Origin of the sequence: Pseudomonas sp. R1-6 (genome assembly GCF_051132115.1) — a bacterium.
Taxonomy (GTDB): domain Bacteria; phylum Pseudomonadota; class Gammaproteobacteria; order Pseudomonadales; family Pseudomonadaceae; genus Aquipseudomonas.
In genome coordinates, this window is sequence record NZ_CP071662.1 from 3,335,147 (window position 1) to 3,350,359 (window position 15,213).

The window sequence follows — 15,213 nt, forward strand, 5'->3', positions numbered from 1 at the left end:
ATGAAAGCCCAAGCCCGCCATATCCTGGTGAAAACCGCCGAAGAAGCCGAACAGCTCAAACAACGCATCGCCAAGGGCGAAGCGTTCGACGTGTTGGCAAAGAAATACTCCACCTGCCCCTCCGGCAAGCGCGGCGGCGACCTGGGTGAAGTGCGGCCCGGGCAAATGGTCGGCGCCATCGACGCGGTGATCTTCAAGAAACCACTGCGGGTGGTGCATGGGCCGATCAAGAGCAAGTTTGGCTATCACCTGGTGCAGGTGTTTTACCGGGACTGAAGGAACACCAGGCTGGCTCCCACAGGTTTTGTGCTGGCCAGATCATCTCGGTATCAATGCCCCCGGCACCTGGATCACCCGGCTCGCCAACAAATGCCCGGCCTCGGCCGCCTCCGCCGGGCTGCCCCCCAGCAAGCGACTCGCCAGGTAGGCGGCGCTGAACGAGTCCCCCGCCGCTGTCGTATCCACCACGCGCTCTACCCGTTGGGCCGGCACGTCATAAGACCGGCCATCACAACGAATCAGGCACGCCTCGGCGCCGCGCTTAAGTACCACTTCCGGTGTCCCCAGTTGCTCATAGGCGATGAACACTGCGTCACTGTCGGCATGGCCGAACAGTGCTTGTTCGTCATCCACGGTCAGCAACGCCAGCTCCACATAGGGCAACACGCTGCGATAGGCCGCCCGGGCCGCCTCGACCGAGGCCCAGAGCCGTGGCCGGTAATTGTTGTCGAACACCACCTGCGCGCCCCGGCGCCGTGCCTCGATCAGGGCCTCGATGAGTTTGCGCCGGCCCTGCTCGCCAATCACCGCCAGGGTGATGCCGCTGAAATACAGCACGTCGTATCCGGGCAACGCTTCCAGGATCGGCACGGCGGCCGGCGTGGTGAAGCAATCCCGCACGGCAGCCTCGTTGCGCCAGTACAGGAAACGCCGCTCGCCCGCCGCATCGGTCTGGATGCAATACAGGCCCGGCAGACGACCGGGCAAACGCTGGACCCTTTCCAACCCGATGTTTTCCGAAGCCCAGCTCTGGCACATGGCATCGCTGAAAGAGTCGTCGCCCAGGGCGGTGACGTAATCCACCGAGCCTTTGTCGCCCAACGCACGGGACAGATACACCGCAGTGTTCAGCGTGTCGCCGCCGAAGCTTTGCTGCAGGCTGCCGTCGGCGCGGTGTTGCAGTTCAATCATGCATTCGCCGATCAGGGCGATGCGGGGTTTAGTGTTGCTCATGGATGGTCCTGATGGTTCGGTGGTGTATTGCGGACCGCTATCGCGAGCAAGCTCGCTCCCACAGGGATCGTGGATGAATACTGGTTTTGTATTCACAACAAATCCAATGTGGGAGCGAGCCTGCTCGCGATAGCCGCGACTCGCTCTCAAGCCTTAGAAACAAGTCTCCATAAGCTCAACCACCCGCAACCCCTCATCCACCAGGCACCCCACCCGCCACTTGTCGAATGTCAGGCACGGGTGGGAGGTCCCGAACGAAATGATGTCCCCGACCCGCAGCTCGACCCCCGGCGCCACCGTCATGAATGCATGCTGGTCCATCACCGCCGTCACCTTGCAGGCGCTGACATCGTCGCCTGCCACCGAATCAGAATCCGCCTTGTAGCGCTTGAGCGGCACCGGCAGCCCGGCGTCGTAGGCCACGTCGCGCTTGCCCAGGGCGATCACCGCGAAGCCCGGCTCCGGCATCGACTGCACGTGGGCCCAGACTTCCAGGGCCGGACGCAAGCCTTCGTGCAAATCGCTGCGCCGCTCCAGTACGCAGCACTGGGCCTCCTTGTAGATGCCATGGTCGTGGGCCACGTAACTGCCGGGGCGCAGCACGCTGAGGAAACGGCCCTGGGCGTTGCGGGCTTCGAAAGATTCAGCGATCAAGTCGTACCAGGCCGACCCCGAGGCGGTGATGATGGGTTTGTCGATGGCAAACGCGCCGCTGTCCTGCAACTGCATGGCCAGCCCCACCAGGGAAGCGGCGAATGCGCGGATGCCGCTGACGGCATGATCACCGTGGATGACCCCTTCATAGCCTTCGATGCCGGTCAATGCCAGTGCCGGTTGCGCTCCGATGGCCTCGGCCAGGGCCAGCACCTCGGCTTCGGTACGGCAACCGCAACGACCGCCGACGACGCCGTATTCGATCATCACGTTCAGCCGCACGCCGCGAGAAGCGAAATAAGCGCCGAGCTGGGCGACGTTGTCCGGATGATCGACCATGCAATGGAATTCGAACGCCGGGTCGGCCAGCAGATCGGCGATCAATGCCATGTTGGGCTTGCCGACCAATTGATTGGCCATCAGCACGCGCCGTACGCCATGGGCGTAGGCGGCACGGGTCTGCACCGCCGTGGCCAAAGTCAGGCCCCAGGCGCCGGCTTCGATCTGGCGACGAAACAACGCCGGGGTCATGCTGGTCTTGCCGTGGGGCGCCAGCTGCGCACCGCTGTCACTGACAAATTTCTGCATCCATCGGATGTTGTGCTCCAGGGCCTCGCGATGCAGCACCAGCGCCGGCAGGCTCACGTCCCGCAGCAAATGAGCGCCGATGGGCGCGGCGCCCTTCTCGACGCCCGCGTTAGTAATGACAGAAGACATGTTCGAACTCCTCACACAGCCAAGGCTGTCTATTCGTTGATGCGACGGGCCAGGTGGTTGGCGCTTTCGATCAGCACCCGGCGGTAGTCGGCGTAATTGTTCTTGGCGTCAGCCCTCGGGGCGACGATGCACAGGGTCGCGATGGCCACGCCGTTGGGGTCTTTGACCGGTGCGGCGAAGCAGTGGGTGAAGGTGTCGGCAACGCTATCGAAGGAGAAAAATCCATCGATGCCGGCCTGGCGGATCTCTCCTAGAAACCGCTCCAGCGGCAGGCGTTCGCCGTCCGGCAGGATGAAGTCATCGGGGTCGATCAGGTCGATGATCTGCTGGTCGCTCAGATGCGCCAGCAACAGGCGACCGGAGGCCGTCCAGGGGATCGGCGCGTTTTCACCGATGTCCGAAGAGATGCGAAAGTGCCGCTCGCCCTCCTTCATCAGCGCGACCGTGTATTTGCGCCCATTGAGCAGGCACATCTGCGCGGTTTCCCGGGTCTGCCGGACGATGTCCTGCAAGGCCTGGTCGGCTTCGCGGCTCAGGTCGAAATGCCGCAAATGCGCCTGGCCGAGAAAGTACAACTGGCGCCCCAGGTAGACATGGCCATCCTTGCCCACCGGCTCGAGGATGCGACGCTCCAGCAGCGACGCCACCAGCTCATAGACCGTGGACTTGGGGCTGCCGATACCGCTGGCGATGTCGTTCGGGCGCAACGGCTGGCCGATCTCCTTGAGGAAATCGAGGATATCGAACGCCCGATCCAATCCCCGGGCCCGGCGTTTGATGGTGTCTTCGGTCATGTCTTTGGTTCCTGAAATTTCACCCATAATCGCATGTATCTTTATTGTGGCGAGGGAGCTTGCTCCCGCTCGGCTGCGCAGCGGTCGTAAAGAATGGGCCTGCTGCGCAGGCCAGCGGGAGCAAGCTCCCTCGCCACAGAAGTGAATTCGCCAGAAAATCCTGGTCAGGCCTTTTTCTTGTAGGCCACACAGTCGATCTCGACCTTGCAATCGACCATCATGCTCGCCTGCACACACGCCCGCGCCGGGGCGTGTTCCGGGCTGAAATACTCACCGAACACCTTGTTGAAGCTCCAGAAATCCCGCGGGTCTTCCAGCCAGACACCGCAGCGAACCACATCTTCCAGGCCATAACCGGCCTCTTGGAGAATGGCGATCAGGTTCTTCATGGTCTGGTGGGTCTGCTCGACGATACCGCCTACGATGATTTCGCCGTTCACTGCCGGCACCTGGCCGGACACGTGCAGCCAGCCATCGGCCTCCACGGCGCGGGCGAAGGGCCGTGGCTGGCCGCCGCCTGCGGTGCTGCCGGTGCCGTAACGGGTAATGCTCATGGATTTATCTCCTTGTTGAATGGAAGTTAAAAACGGGTGTTCTTGAGGAATTCCGCCAGGCGCGGCGATTGCGGTCGCTCGAACAATTGCTTCGGCGGCCCCTGCTCTTCGATGCGGCCCTGGTTCATGAAGACGATCTTGTCCGAAACTTCGAAGGCAAAGCGCATCTCGTGGGTCACCAGCAGCATGGTCATGCCGTCTTCGGCAAGGCCCTTGATCACGTTCAATACTTCGCCGACCAGTTCCGGATCCAGGGCCGAGGTCACTTCGTCGAACAGCATCAGGCTCGGGTTCATCGCAATCGCCCGGGCAATCGCCACGCGCTGCTGCTGACCGCCGGACAACTGACCGGGGAAGTGATCGCGCCGTTCCAGCAGGCCGACCCGCTCCAGCCATTTTTCGGCCAGGGCCACGGCTTCGTCCTTGGGCAGTTTTTTCACCTTGAGCAGGCCCAGGGTGACGTTCTGCAACGCGGTCAGATGCGGGAACAGGTTGAATTGCTGGAAAGCCATGCCGGTCATGGCCCGGTGCCGGGCGATGACTTTCTCGGGGTGGCGCACACGCTTGCCGTCCACCTCGTCATAGCCGATGGACTCGCCGTCGAGCATGATCCGGCCGCCCTGGAATTCTTCCAGCATGTTGACGCAACGCAGCAGCGTGGTCTTGCCCGAACCACTGGAGCCGATCAGCGTGACCACGTTGCCGCGCTGCATGCTCAGGTCAACGCCCTTGAGCACTTCCAGCGGGCCGTATTGTTTGCGCAGGCCACGAATGTCCAGCAGCGGTTGAGCGTTGGAGAGGGAAATATCAGTCATGGCAAGGCCACCCGCTTTTCAATGTGCCGCCCGAGCAATTCGATGGCGTAATTGATGATGAAAAAGAGAAAACCGGCGAACAGGTAGAACTCCAGGGTCATGAACGTCCGGGCGATGATCTGCTGGGTGCTGAGCAGCAATTCGGCCACACCGATCACCGACAGCAGGGTCGAGGCCTTGACGATCTCGGTGGAGGAATTGACCCAGGTCGGCAGGATCTGCCGCAACGCCTGGGGCAACAGCACGTAGCCCAGCGCCTGCTGGAATGTCAGGCCAATGGCCTGGCTCGCTTCCATCTGCCCACGAGGCAACGCCTGCAGGGCGCCGCGCACGATCTCGGCCACGTGAGAGCCGCAGAACAGCGTCAGGCCCAGCACACCGGCCTGGAACGCACCGATCTGCCAACCCAGGGCCGGCGCCATGTAGAAGCAAGCCAGCACCAGCACGAACACCGGTGTACCGCGGATCAAGTCGACATAGAAACGAAACGGCGCGCGCATCCAGACCCGCCCGTATGTCAGCGCCAACCCGGCGAAGAGACCGATCAATGTGCCCAACACAATCGCCAGCGCCGAGCATTGCACGCTGGTCAGGAAGCCACTCCACAAAGTGTCCCGGGCGACCCACAACTCGTGCAACCAACTGGGGGATTCGTACATGGGAAACTCCTAACGGCGGATCGCCAGGCGCTGCTCGAAATAACGCAGCAGCATGGCAATGAGAAAACAGGCCGCGACGTACAGGGCCGTGGTCACCAGCCAGGTTTCGATCACCCGGTAGCTCTCCACGTTGATCTTGCGGGCGTAATAGGTCAGCTCCGGCACGGCAATCGCCGCCGCCAGGGAGGTGTCCTTGAACAGCGAAATGAAGTTGTTCGACAGGGCCGGCAACACGTTGCGCAGCATCACCGGCACGGTGACGTAGGCCTTGACCTGCCACTCGCCCAGGCCGATCGCCAACCCTGCTTCGCGCTGGCCCTTATGAATACTCAACAGCCCGCCGCGAAACACTTCGGTCAGGTAGGCCCCGGCGTACAGCGAGAGCGTGATAACGAACGACGGCAGCTTGTCCAGGCGAATGCCCAGGCTCGGCAAGGCGAAGTAGATCAACAGGATCAGCACCAGGATCGGCGTGTTGCGGATCACGGTGACGTACACCGAGGCCAACACCCGCAGCAAGCGATGCTTGCTGAGCAGCGCGAACGCCATCGCCAGGCCGATCACGCAACCGATGGCGATCGACACCAGCGCGAGGGAAAGCCCCAGGCCAAGCCCCGCCAGCAAGGTGTCGAAATCGCGCCAGACGGCGGCAAAATTCAACTGATAATTCATGGTCGGCAGTACCTTCGACGGTGCGCCCGCGAGGGGCGCCCCGGGCTCACAGGGTCATTTGAATTCAACAGGGAAACCGATCGCCGGAGACGGCAACTCAACGCCGAACCACTGCTTGAACGACGCCGCATAGGTGGGGAATTCCACACCGGTCATGGCCTCGTGCAGGGTGGTGTTGACGAAGTTCAGCCAGTCCTGGTCGCCGCGCTTGACCGCGCAGGCGTAGGTTTGCGGGCTCCAGGCGTAGGCCGGGCTGCGGTAGCGACCGGGGTTCTGCACCATCAGGTACTTGACCGAGGATTGGTCGGTGGCGGCGGCATCGGCGCGGCCGGAGTTCACCGCCTGGTACATCAGGTCGACGCTGTCGTATTGGTCGACCTTGGCCTTGGGCAGCGCCTGGTGGACCAGTTCTTCGGCGTAGACGTTTTGCAGCACCGCCACGGTGACGTCGTCATCGGCGGCCTTGAGGTCCTCGATTTCCTTGTACTTGCTGTTGGCCGGCAACAGCAGGCCCACCCCTTCGCGGTAGTACGGCAGCGTAAACGCCACTTGCTGGGCGCGGCTGGCGGTGACGGTGATGAACTGGCAGCTCATGTCGACCTTGTCGGTCAGCAGGTTGGGAATCCGCGCATCGGATGATTGCACCACGAACTCGACTTTTTCCGGGTCATTGAACAGCCCCTTGGCGACCATCCGCGCGATGTCGATATCAAACCCCTGCAACTTGCCATCCGCTCCTTGGAAGTGCCACGGCGCATTGGTGCTGCCCGTGCCCACAATCAATTTCCCGCGTTGCAGCACGCTGTCCAGCTTGCTGTCGGCCGCCTGGGCGACACCCATGGCGGCCGTCGTGGCCGCGAAGAGAAAAACACACGCTTTGAACAAGGAAGGTCGGCGTTGCATGGCAAGCACTCCAGGGTGAGTTTATTCCGCTATACCGGAATGTGGTATGTAACAACGGAATAGACAGCAGAAAGTGTGCCACAGCCTTTCGATGCGGTGGAGTGAAAAATGGAACGTCAATGAAATCAGGAAGATAGAAATCCAGCGGATCGGACGGCGCAACCATGACCCGCTCGCGGCTGCTACCGATGGCTACGGCCGCTGGGTAACAAGGCCCCATTACGAAGCCTATCGGGGGCGCAATACACCCATCGCACCGAAACGGGGCCGCCACCTGTCAACTCTGACAGTAGCGTCGCCGGAACGTGTTGCTTATGGTCCTGGGCACGTCTCGACACAGGGAAGCCGCCATGAGCTCGCTCATCACTCACGTCAGCACTCAAAAGGACTACCGCACGGCGCTCAAGACCTGGCGCCCGGTGGTCTTTTATTTCGGCCATCCGCACTGCTACGCCTGCGGCATGGCCGACCCGTTGTTCTGCAAGGTTGCCGAGACCTTCGAGAATCGGGCCGTGATCTACAAACTGAGCACCGATCAATCGCCTCGGCACCCGGAAGTCACCGGCACGCCCACCGTGCTGTTCTATAAAGACGGAAAACTACGGCGCAAGCTCAAGGGCATCGGTGACCCGGCCTCGTTCGTCCAGACCTTTACCGAGCTCGTCGGCCGGACCAGACCCAGGCGCTTGCCGACGCCACGGCGGCACGATTTGCGCTGGTTGCGCCAGCAACTCAAAACACTGTGCACCGCCCGCCGGGCCCCGGCACTTTTGCGGCTGCGGGCGACGCCTCGGTAGCGTCGGGCCTGCGAAGCGCCTTCGCTACGTTTTTGCAAAGTCAGCCCGGCATATTCAGCAGATTGTTCTTTGCCGAGCCAAACAACGGCACAACCCGCCAGGGCCGCTTTGGTAGTTTATCGGCATGCAACCACGACCTGCTGCCGGCAGTGTCATCACCGCTCTATGGGAGCCTGATGGATGACCAAACCCTCATATATTCCGCAAAATACCGGGCAGTTCTACATCGACGGTCATTGGCAATCGCCGACCCGGGGGACGACGCTGGCAGTCGTCAATCCGGCCACCGAAGAGGTGCTCGCCGAGGTTGCCCAAGGATCATCCGACGACGTTGACCGCGCCGTCGCGGCGGCAAAGGCGGCGATGCCCGGCTGGGCCGCGACCGCAGTGGCGGATCGCGCCCGAATCCTCGGGAAGATCCATGAACTGATGCTCGAACGCAAGGAAGCGCTGGCCCAGGTGCTGTGCCTGGAAATGGGCGCGGCAATCGGTTTCGCCCGATCCATGCAAGTGCCGCTGGCGGCCGAACACGTTCGTGTGGCGCGCGATGTGCTGTCCACTTATGTATTTCAGAAAATCGAGAACAGCACCGCCATCGTGCGCGAACCCATCGGCGTCTGCGGTTTGATCACGCCGTGGAACTGGCCGCTCTATCAGATCACCGCCAAGGTCGCCCCGGCGATCGCCGCCGGTTGCACCGTGGTGCTCAAGCCCAGCGAACTGTCGCCTTTGAGCGCCCTGCTGTTCGCCGAACTGGTGCATGACGCCGGCCTGCCGGCAGGCGTGTTCAACCTGGTCAACGGCGGCGGCGCCGAGGTCGGCGCGGCCATGGCGGCGCACCCCGACATCGACATGATTTCCATCACCGGCTCCAATCGCGCCGGCGCCCTGGTGGCCCAAGCCGCCGCCCCCACGGTCAAGCGGGTCACCCAAGAGCTGGGCGGCAAGTCGCCAAACGTGTTTCTGCCCGACGCCGACTTCGCCAAGGCCGTGCCGCCCGGCGTGATGTCGGCGTTGCGCAATGTCGGCCAGTCCTGCAGCGCGCCGACGCGGATGATCGTACCCAGGAACCGCCTGGCGGAAGTCGAGGCACTGGCGGCCGCCACGGCCAATGCCATCATCGTCGGTGACCCACGGTCGGAAGACACCGTGCTCGGCCCGATTGCCAACCAGGCCCAGTTCAAGCGCGTGCAGGCGATGATCGAAGCGGGCCTGGAGGAAGGGGCCAAGCTGATTTGCGGTGGGCCGGGACGCGTCGACGGTTTCACCAAAGGCTTCTACACCCGGCCAACCGTGTTCTCGCAAGTCGACAACGGCATGCGCATCGCCCAGGAAGAAATCTTCGGCCCGGTGCTGTGCATCATCCCGTACGACACGCTGGACGAAGCCGTCGCCATCGCCAACGACACCGTCTACGGGCTGGGCGCGCACGTTCAGGGCCGCGACCTTGACCAGGTACGCGCCGTGGCCAAGCGCATCCGTGCCGGGCAAGTGCTGCTGAACTATCCGACCTGGAACCCCATGGCCCCGTTCGGCGGTTACAAGCGCTCGGGCAACGGGCGCGAATATGGGGTCCATGGGTTCGAGGAGTATCTGGAGATCAAGGCGATTGTCGGATTTGCTTGATCGCTCTGATATCGCGGACATCAAATGAAACCGAAATGACCAGCGTTATCCTTGGATTGCCGCATTGCAGCCCAGAGAATGGCCGGCCTCATTTGGCAGGACACATCAATGCGGCAAATCAGCGTCAACGGAAAGCCACTCAGGGGCCTGCATCGCCGCCTTCGCTCAATCGAGCGCTGGGCGTCGAGTTTTGAGGGCAATTTCTATCCAAGGCAGGAAGGTTACCGATATTCGAACTGGAAAATCCCGGTCCACGAACTGCTGGTCGAAGGCGATCAAGCCCGAATCGAAGTCCAGGCGTTCTGCGTCCAGCAGTTGCTCGAGGCAGCGGCCCACATATCCCGGGCGGCAGACCGCTCCGAAGGTTATTACCGCGTCGCCTGCCTTCTGACATGGCCATGGCTCTTTGAAAGCGAAGTCACCATTTTCTATGACAAGGACTACTACCTGGGTTTCCTCAGCGACGCGAACGCGCTAGCGCCCCAACGGATCAGCGACAAGTTGGCGCTGCACGTTCCACCCAATTTCATTGAGCACGGGCGTAACGTAGTCGACCCAGAAAACAACATCACAGTCCAATGGTGGTGCATAGGCGAACCGGCCTGAGCGCCTCGCCCCCCTACTCTTCTGCCCGCCCCTTGCCCTCGCGATCACGCTCATACCGACGCGCCAACGCAAATGCCGGCAGCCAGGACTCGCGGCGCACGGTCCAGCATTCGTAGGTGGGCGTCAGTTGGTCGGGGGTATCGAGCGTGCCGAGGTGCACTTCGATCTCGTCGCCGCTGCGGGCGAACAGCGACGAGCCGCAATTGGGGCAGAAGAAGCGCCCGGCATAATCCCGGGGCTCGCCCGTGACGGTGACGGCGTCCTCGGGGAACACCGCCGCCGCAAAAAACAGTGCACCGTGATGCTTGCGGCAATCCAGGCAGTGGCAAAGGCCGACCCGGTATGGACGGCCAGACGCTTCAAGACGAACGTTGCCGCACAGGCAACCGCCGGTGAATCGTTCCATCGCTGTTCTCCTCTGCGATCGAGAAAAATGTCATGACGCCTGCCGATCAAGGATAGGCGCATGCTGCGCCATCAGCTCCATCACCCAGTCAATGAACACCCGCAGCTTGGCACTGATGTGCCGGTTCGGCGGGTAGGCCACGTACATCGGCATCGACTCCAGGCGCCAATCTTCGAACAACGGGACCAACGTCCCCTGCGCCTGGTGAGTCCGCGACATATAGATGGGCAACCAGAGCACGCCCAGCCCGGCCAGGCCGGCGGCCAGGTAGGCGTTGCCATCGTCGATCGCCAGGGCGTAACGCGCCTTGATGCGCAGGTGCTCGTCCTGTCGGTGCATGGCATAGGGCAAGGCCTTGCCGGTGCGTGCCCACAGGAAACCGACGACGCGATGTTGGGAATCCTCCAGCTCTCGCGGATGGACCGGGGTACCCAGACGCGCCAGGTAGCTTGGCGCGGCGAAGACCCCAAGGGCCAGGTCGCCGACGCGTCGGGCGATCAGCGATTGATCCTTCAGTTCGCCGCCGCGAACCACGCAATCGACGTTTTCGTCAATTATGTCAACGATGCGGTCGCTGACGCCCATGTCGATCTGGATGTCGGGGTAACGCTCGTAAAAGTCCGGCAGCGCCGGTATCAGGATCAGCGCCGCCAGCGGGCTCGGCACATCCACCCGCAGCCGCCCGCGCGGCAGGGCCTGGGCGCCGGACAAGCTGGTCTCGGCGTCATCCAGGTCCGCCAACAGGCGGATCGCACGCTCATAGAAGGCCGCGCCGTCCGCCGTGACGTTGACCTTGCGTGTCGTGCGGTTGAGCAACTTGACTCGCAGCCGCGCTTCGAGCTGTTGCACCAGCTGGGTCACGGTGGTCTTGCTCATGTGCAGCGTCTCGGCGGCCTTGGTGAAACTGCCCGACTCCACCACACGCACGAACGCCTGCATCGCATCGAAACGGTCCATCTGCGCCTCGGATTGTTTGGGTTTGACAAACAGTGAACGCCAAGCTTGCCCGTTTATCGCCCGAGCACAAGCCCCTACAGTTTCTCCATCGCACATTGGCGGCCGCTACGGCCCATCGAGGAGACACCCCATGACACAGCGTGACGTCGTTTTTCTGCCCGGACGCCAGGCGCTTTACGAGCGCAACCGCTATTCGCCGGCGATTCGCTCCAATGGTTTGCTGTTCGTATCCGGACAGGTCGGCAGCCGCGAGGACGGCTCGCCCGAGCCCGTGCTGGAAGACCAGGTGCGCCGCGCCTTCACCAATCTTGCGGCCATACTCGCCGCCGCCGATTGCAGCTTTGACGACGTGATCGACGTCACGGTCTTCATGGTTGATCCCGAATCGATATTCGAACGGGTCTGGAGCGTGGTGCCCGAATTCTGGGGCCACGCGCCGCACCCAACGCTGACAGCGGTGGGTGTGACATGGCTGTATGGTTTCCAGTTCGAGATCAAGGTGATTGCCAGGTTGCCTGGAACCACAAGCTGACTACCCCTTCACCGCCGCCTCGATCGCCGCGATGTCGATCTTGGTCATGTTCATCATGGCTTCGAAGGCGCGCTTGGCGGCGGCTTTGTCGGCGCTGGTGATCGCCTCGACCAGAACCCGGGGGCTGATCTGCCACGACACACCCCACTTGTCCTTGCACCAGCCGCAAGCGCTCGCCTGGCCGCCGTTGTCGATGATCGCGTTCCAGAGGCGATCCGTCTCGGCCTGGTCATCGGTTGCGACCTGGAAGGAGAAGGCTTCGTTGTGCTTGAACATCGCGCCGCCATTCAAGCCGATGCAGGGAATGCCGATCACCGTGAAATCCACCGTGATGACATCGCCCTGCTCGCCCGCCGGATAATCGCCCGGCGCATGGTGGATCGCGTTCACCGCGCTGTCGGGAAACGTGCTTGCGTAGAACTCAGCTGCGTCCTGCGCGGTGCCGTCGTACCAGAGGCAAATCCTGTTCTTGTTGTTCATTGGGATTCTCCGAAAGGGACTGGACCATGAAGTCTAGCAGCCCCTTCCTGAGATGAATGCCCAAGGCTCAGGCAAACAGATCGACGCCCAGTTGGAACGCCACCCACAACGCCAGGCCGGTCGCGAACACCAGCGCAATGTTCTCGAACAGGTTGTTGCGGTATTCCTTGCCCAGCAGCGACTTCTGGTTGGACATGATCAGCAGGCCCAGGGAGATCACTGGCAGGCCGACGATGTTCAGCGCGTTGACACCGATAGTCAGGGTCACGAAGTCCGGCATGCCCGGCAGCGACCAGATCAGCGGCGTGACGAGGATGAACAGCATGAACCACTTGTGCATCGGGTCGCGGTGGAACTCCTTGCCATAGCGCTCGCGACGCTCAGGACGCACGTGCTGGAAGGCATCGGTGATCAGCATCGGGAATGCCGTGGTCTTGCCGGAAATGCTGGCGAACAGCGTGGCGAACACACCGACGAAGAACACATACCAACCGATCGAGCCGAAGAACATTTCCAAGGCCTTGCCCAGGTCGCCAAGGGTCTTCACCTCGATGCCATTAGGCCGCAGGATCTCGGCGCCGACGATCCAGATCGCCAGGTTGATGACGATCCCGACAAACACCGCAAACAACAGGTCGTTGCGCTGGATGCGCTTGTGCTCAGGGCCAACCCAGCCTTTCTGGCGCATGACATAAGGGTGGACGAAGTTGGCGATGGAACCCGCCACCGCGCCAATCACCGAGACCGCCACCAGCAGCGCACCGTGCACGCCTTCATCGGGTGGAATGCTGAAGCCGATGGTGCCTTTGACGATTCCGGCGACATCCGGGCCGGACATGACCGCCAAGGCGAGGAACGCCAGGGTCATGATCGCCAGCAACACCTTCATCACGCCCTCGATCATCGAGTAGATATTGCGCCCGACGAGCATCCACACTGCCAACACCACCGCCACCGAACACAGCAGCGGGTAATCGGTCTTGAGCAGCATCGCCAAGGCCTCGCCGGCGCCCTTGATCATGTAGGCGTTCATCAGGTGCCCCATGAGCAGCGCATACACCAGCATGAACCAGGCGAAAAACGGATTGAGCTGGGCGTAACCCTGCAGGATGGTCATGCCCTGGTTATTGCACAGCTGGAAGCGGGCAATGATGTTGACGATCAGGTATCGGAGCAGCAAGGACACCGCCAGCACCCACATCATTGCGTAGCCGTAGTTCGCGCCGGCCACGGAAGATGTGATGAGATCGCCAGCGCCCAGCCATGACAGTACCGCGATGATACCGGGGCCAAGTAGCTTCAAGAGGCGTACGAAGCGGCTCTGCGCGGGGGCCACGGCCTGGCCTTCTGCGGAGGGAATGCTCGACATGGATGAAATCTCCGTTATTTTTTTTGTGAGGAACGGAAACAGTCGACCATATTTCGTACGACATCGTACAACCATAATTAAGCCGGAAGTATGTAAAAATGTTTCAACTCCCCGACATGGTTACACGCCGGGGAGATCGCCCATCGTCACGGCCCGCTGCCCCGCTCGCCATTGTTGATCATCCAGCGAATCATGCTCGCCAACGGCACCCGATAGTGCTGGGCTGCACACAGGCCCGGTTGCTGCGGGTCGTACCATTCGACGTAGCGGCTGAGCAGTACGTGCTGGCCGTCCTCGGCAAGCCGCAGTTCGAGCTCGCGGCAATGCAGCGAGCCTTGGTCAATGGTCTTCACCCGCCGATGCAGGACCAGCGCCTGGCTATTCATCGGCGCCACCGCGTTCCGGGCATTGCGGCTCGTCCTGGACGGCGCCCAGTTTGCCATCCGCGACGAAATCAGCACGTCGTTGCGCGATGGCGTCGCGCAGCGCCACGTAATAGTCCGGCCGCGCCTGCAACTGGTCGGTGAGCGGCAGCGCCTGCGCGCGTCCATCGACGACGCCGCCCACGGTCTTGATCGTACTCAGGGTCTGGACGGTATCGCTGTTGTCGCCGAAAGGGTCCACGACGAAGCTCACCACCTTGCCGGTAGCGTCCCTCAGGTTGGCAGTGCCCAGCAGCGGCAATTCCACGATCGGTCCGGGGGCGATATTCCAGACGCCAAACGTCTGGCCGAAATCCGATTCATGACGCGCGATGCCCATCTTGCCCGACACGTCGATCAGCCCGACGATGCCCACGGTGGTATTGATGACGAAGCGCCCAAGAGTCGTGACGGAACGCTGCCCATTGCCTTGCAGCAAATCGTTGATGAACACCTTGGGCTCACCGAAGTTGGCGACGAAGTTGTGTACGCCAGCCTGGAACATGTCCGGCAGTTTGCGATACCCACGGGCGACGGGGGCCAGGGCGTAATCGTCCACGGTACGGTTGAAGGCGAAGATGCCGCGGTTCACCGGTTCGGCCGGATCGTGCACCGCATAGGGAACACTTTCGCAACTGCCCGGCTTGGCGGTTGGCGTACTGCTGCAGCCGCTGGCGAGTACCGCCAGCGCGACGATGACGGTGGATCGGACAAACAGCGGCGCGGGTTTGAGGATCGACATGCGGGGCTATCTCGGGGAGGAATGGAGGGGTGCCTATGCCGGTTAAAAGCCAAACACCAAACCCGTGGCGAGGGAGCTTGCTCGCGCCTTAGTGCGAAGCGCTCACCGCTGTTTTGGGGCCGCTTCGCGACCCAGCGGGAGCAAGCTCCCTTGCCACGGGTTCTGGGTGGAACTGACTATTTGGAGAGACCGACATCGACCCCATCCTGCCGCCGTTTTCTTGCCCGCAGATTTCCGGAATATTGCCCGCCGGCAGCTTTGTTTCCGGATTGAAA

The 15,213-nt window shown here is 62.1% G+C and carries 19 protein-coding genes; 5 read left to right on the forward strand and 14 right to left on the reverse strand.

The genetic code is table 11. The features are described 5' to 3' along the window. On the forward strand, positions 1 to 276 hold the full coding sequence (locus J3P81_RS14910; RefSeq protein WP_019690952.1) for a peptidylprolyl isomerase: 276 nt from the start codon (positions 1 to 3) through the stop codon (positions 274 to 276). Positions 277 to 318: 42 nt separating this feature from the next. On the opposite strand, the gene J3P81_RS14915 is transcribed toward J3P81_RS14910, so the two are convergent. The 8 genes from J3P81_RS14915 to J3P81_RS14950 form a co-directional block, all read right to left on the reverse strand. After that, a complete protein-coding gene (locus J3P81_RS14915) occupies positions 319 to 1,233 on the reverse strand; it encodes a sugar kinase (protein WP_434559495.1) in 915 nt (304 codons plus the stop codon). A 153-nt stretch (positions 1,234 to 1,386) separates the two neighbouring features. Then, the gene (locus tag J3P81_RS14920) at positions 1,387 to 2,604 is read right to left on the reverse strand and encodes an amino acid deaminase (RefSeq protein WP_434559497.1); all 1,218 of its coding nucleotides are present in this window, start codon (positions 2,602 to 2,604) and stop codon (positions 1,387 to 1,389) included. Positions 2,605 to 2,633: 29 nt separating this feature from the next. Continuing rightward, positions 2,634 to 3,398 carry an IclR family transcriptional regulator gene (locus J3P81_RS14925; RefSeq protein WP_420763545.1) on the reverse strand — a complete coding sequence of 255 codons (765 nt, stop codon included), beginning with the start codon at positions 3,396 to 3,398 and terminating at the stop codon, positions 2,634 to 2,636. Positions 3,399 to 3,562: 164 nt separating this feature from the next. Next, the gene (locus J3P81_RS14930; RefSeq protein WP_264427496.1) at positions 3,563 to 3,952 is read right to left on the reverse strand and encodes a RidA family protein; all 390 of its coding nucleotides are present in this window, start codon (positions 3,950 to 3,952) and stop codon (positions 3,563 to 3,565) included. A gap of 26 nt (positions 3,953 to 3,978) precedes the next feature. After that, positions 3,979 to 4,767, reverse strand: coding sequence for an amino acid ABC transporter ATP-binding protein (locus tag J3P81_RS14935; RefSeq protein ID WP_434559499.1), 789 nt, complete (start codon positions 4,765 to 4,767; stop codon positions 3,979 to 3,981). Beyond that, positions 4,764 to 5,426 carry an amino acid ABC transporter permease gene (locus J3P81_RS14940; RefSeq protein ID WP_434559501.1) on the reverse strand — a complete coding sequence of 221 codons (663 nt, stop codon included), beginning with the start codon at positions 5,424 to 5,426 and terminating at the stop codon, positions 4,764 to 4,766. The genes J3P81_RS14935 and J3P81_RS14940 overlap by 4 nt, the downstream gene beginning before the upstream one ends. A 9-nt stretch (positions 5,427 to 5,435) precedes the next feature. Continuing rightward, complete coding sequence (locus J3P81_RS14945; protein ID WP_434559503.1) at positions 5,436 to 6,098, reverse strand: amino acid ABC transporter permease; 663 nt, start codon at positions 6,096 to 6,098, stop codon at positions 5,436 to 5,438. 54 nt (positions 6,099 to 6,152) lie between these two features. Next, a complete protein-coding gene (locus tag J3P81_RS14950) occupies positions 6,153 to 7,001 on the reverse strand; it encodes a transporter substrate-binding domain-containing protein (RefSeq protein WP_420763542.1) in 849 nt (282 codons plus the stop codon). 350 nt (positions 7,002 to 7,351) lie between these two features. Between J3P81_RS14950 and J3P81_RS14955 the strand changes: the two genes are divergently transcribed. The 3 genes from J3P81_RS14955 (at position 7,352) to J3P81_RS14965 (ending at position 10,030) form a co-directional block, all read left to right on the forward strand. After that, positions 7,352 to 7,798: a thioredoxin family protein gene (locus J3P81_RS14955; protein WP_420763541.1), complete on the forward strand. Its 447-nt coding sequence runs from the start codon at positions 7,352 to 7,354 to the stop codon at positions 7,796 to 7,798. 180 nt (positions 7,799 to 7,978) lie between these two features. Continuing rightward, complete coding sequence (locus tag J3P81_RS14960; protein WP_434559505.1) at positions 7,979 to 9,424, forward strand: aldehyde dehydrogenase family protein; 1,446 nt, start codon at positions 7,979 to 7,981, stop codon at positions 9,422 to 9,424. Positions 9,425 to 9,532: 108 nt separating this feature from the next. After that, a complete protein-coding gene (locus tag J3P81_RS14965) occupies positions 9,533 to 10,030 on the forward strand; it encodes a DUF3916 domain-containing protein (RefSeq protein WP_420763539.1) in 498 nt (165 codons plus the stop codon). 13 nt (positions 10,031 to 10,043) lie between these two features. Here the strand turns inward: J3P81_RS14965 and J3P81_RS14970 are convergent, their stop codons facing one another. Continuing rightward, a complete protein-coding gene (locus J3P81_RS14970) occupies positions 10,044 to 10,436 on the reverse strand; it encodes a GFA family protein (RefSeq protein WP_434559507.1) in 393 nt (130 codons plus the stop codon). A 30-nt stretch (positions 10,437 to 10,466) separates the two neighbouring features. Continuing rightward, positions 10,467 to 11,393 (reverse strand): LysR substrate-binding domain-containing protein, encoded by a 927-nt coding sequence (locus J3P81_RS14975; protein ID WP_434559509.1) that lies wholly within the window; start codon positions 11,391 to 11,393, stop codon positions 10,467 to 10,469. 130 nt (positions 11,394 to 11,523) lie between these two features. Here J3P81_RS14975 and J3P81_RS14980 point away from each other — a divergent pair, with 130 nt between their 5' ends. Then, positions 11,524 to 11,925 (forward strand): RidA family protein, encoded by a 402-nt coding sequence (locus tag J3P81_RS14980; RefSeq protein ID WP_434559511.1) that lies wholly within the window; start codon positions 11,524 to 11,526, stop codon positions 11,923 to 11,925. Here the strand turns inward: J3P81_RS14980 and J3P81_RS14985 are convergent, their stop codons facing one another. From J3P81_RS14985 to J3P81_RS15000, 4 genes are all read right to left on the reverse strand, one after another. Beyond that, positions 11,926 to 12,405, reverse strand: a complete 480-nt coding sequence (locus J3P81_RS14985) for a VOC family protein (RefSeq protein WP_420763535.1) — start codon at positions 12,403 to 12,405, stop codon at positions 11,926 to 11,928. A gap of 67 nt (positions 12,406 to 12,472) precedes the next feature. Beyond that, a complete protein-coding gene (locus J3P81_RS14990) occupies positions 12,473 to 13,774 on the reverse strand; it encodes an Nramp family divalent metal transporter (protein WP_420763534.1) in 1,302 nt (433 codons plus the stop codon). Positions 13,775 to 13,920: 146 nt separating this feature from the next. Then, a complete protein-coding gene (locus J3P81_RS14995) occupies positions 13,921 to 14,160 on the reverse strand; it encodes a hypothetical protein (RefSeq protein WP_434559513.1) in 240 nt (79 codons plus the stop codon). Next, the gene (locus J3P81_RS15000; RefSeq protein WP_434559515.1) at positions 14,153 to 14,938 is read right to left on the reverse strand and encodes an MlaA family lipoprotein; all 786 of its coding nucleotides are present in this window, start codon (positions 14,936 to 14,938) and stop codon (positions 14,153 to 14,155) included. The genes J3P81_RS14995 and J3P81_RS15000 overlap by 8 nt, the downstream gene beginning before the upstream one ends. Between the last annotated feature and the right edge of the window lie 275 nt (positions 14,939 to 15,213).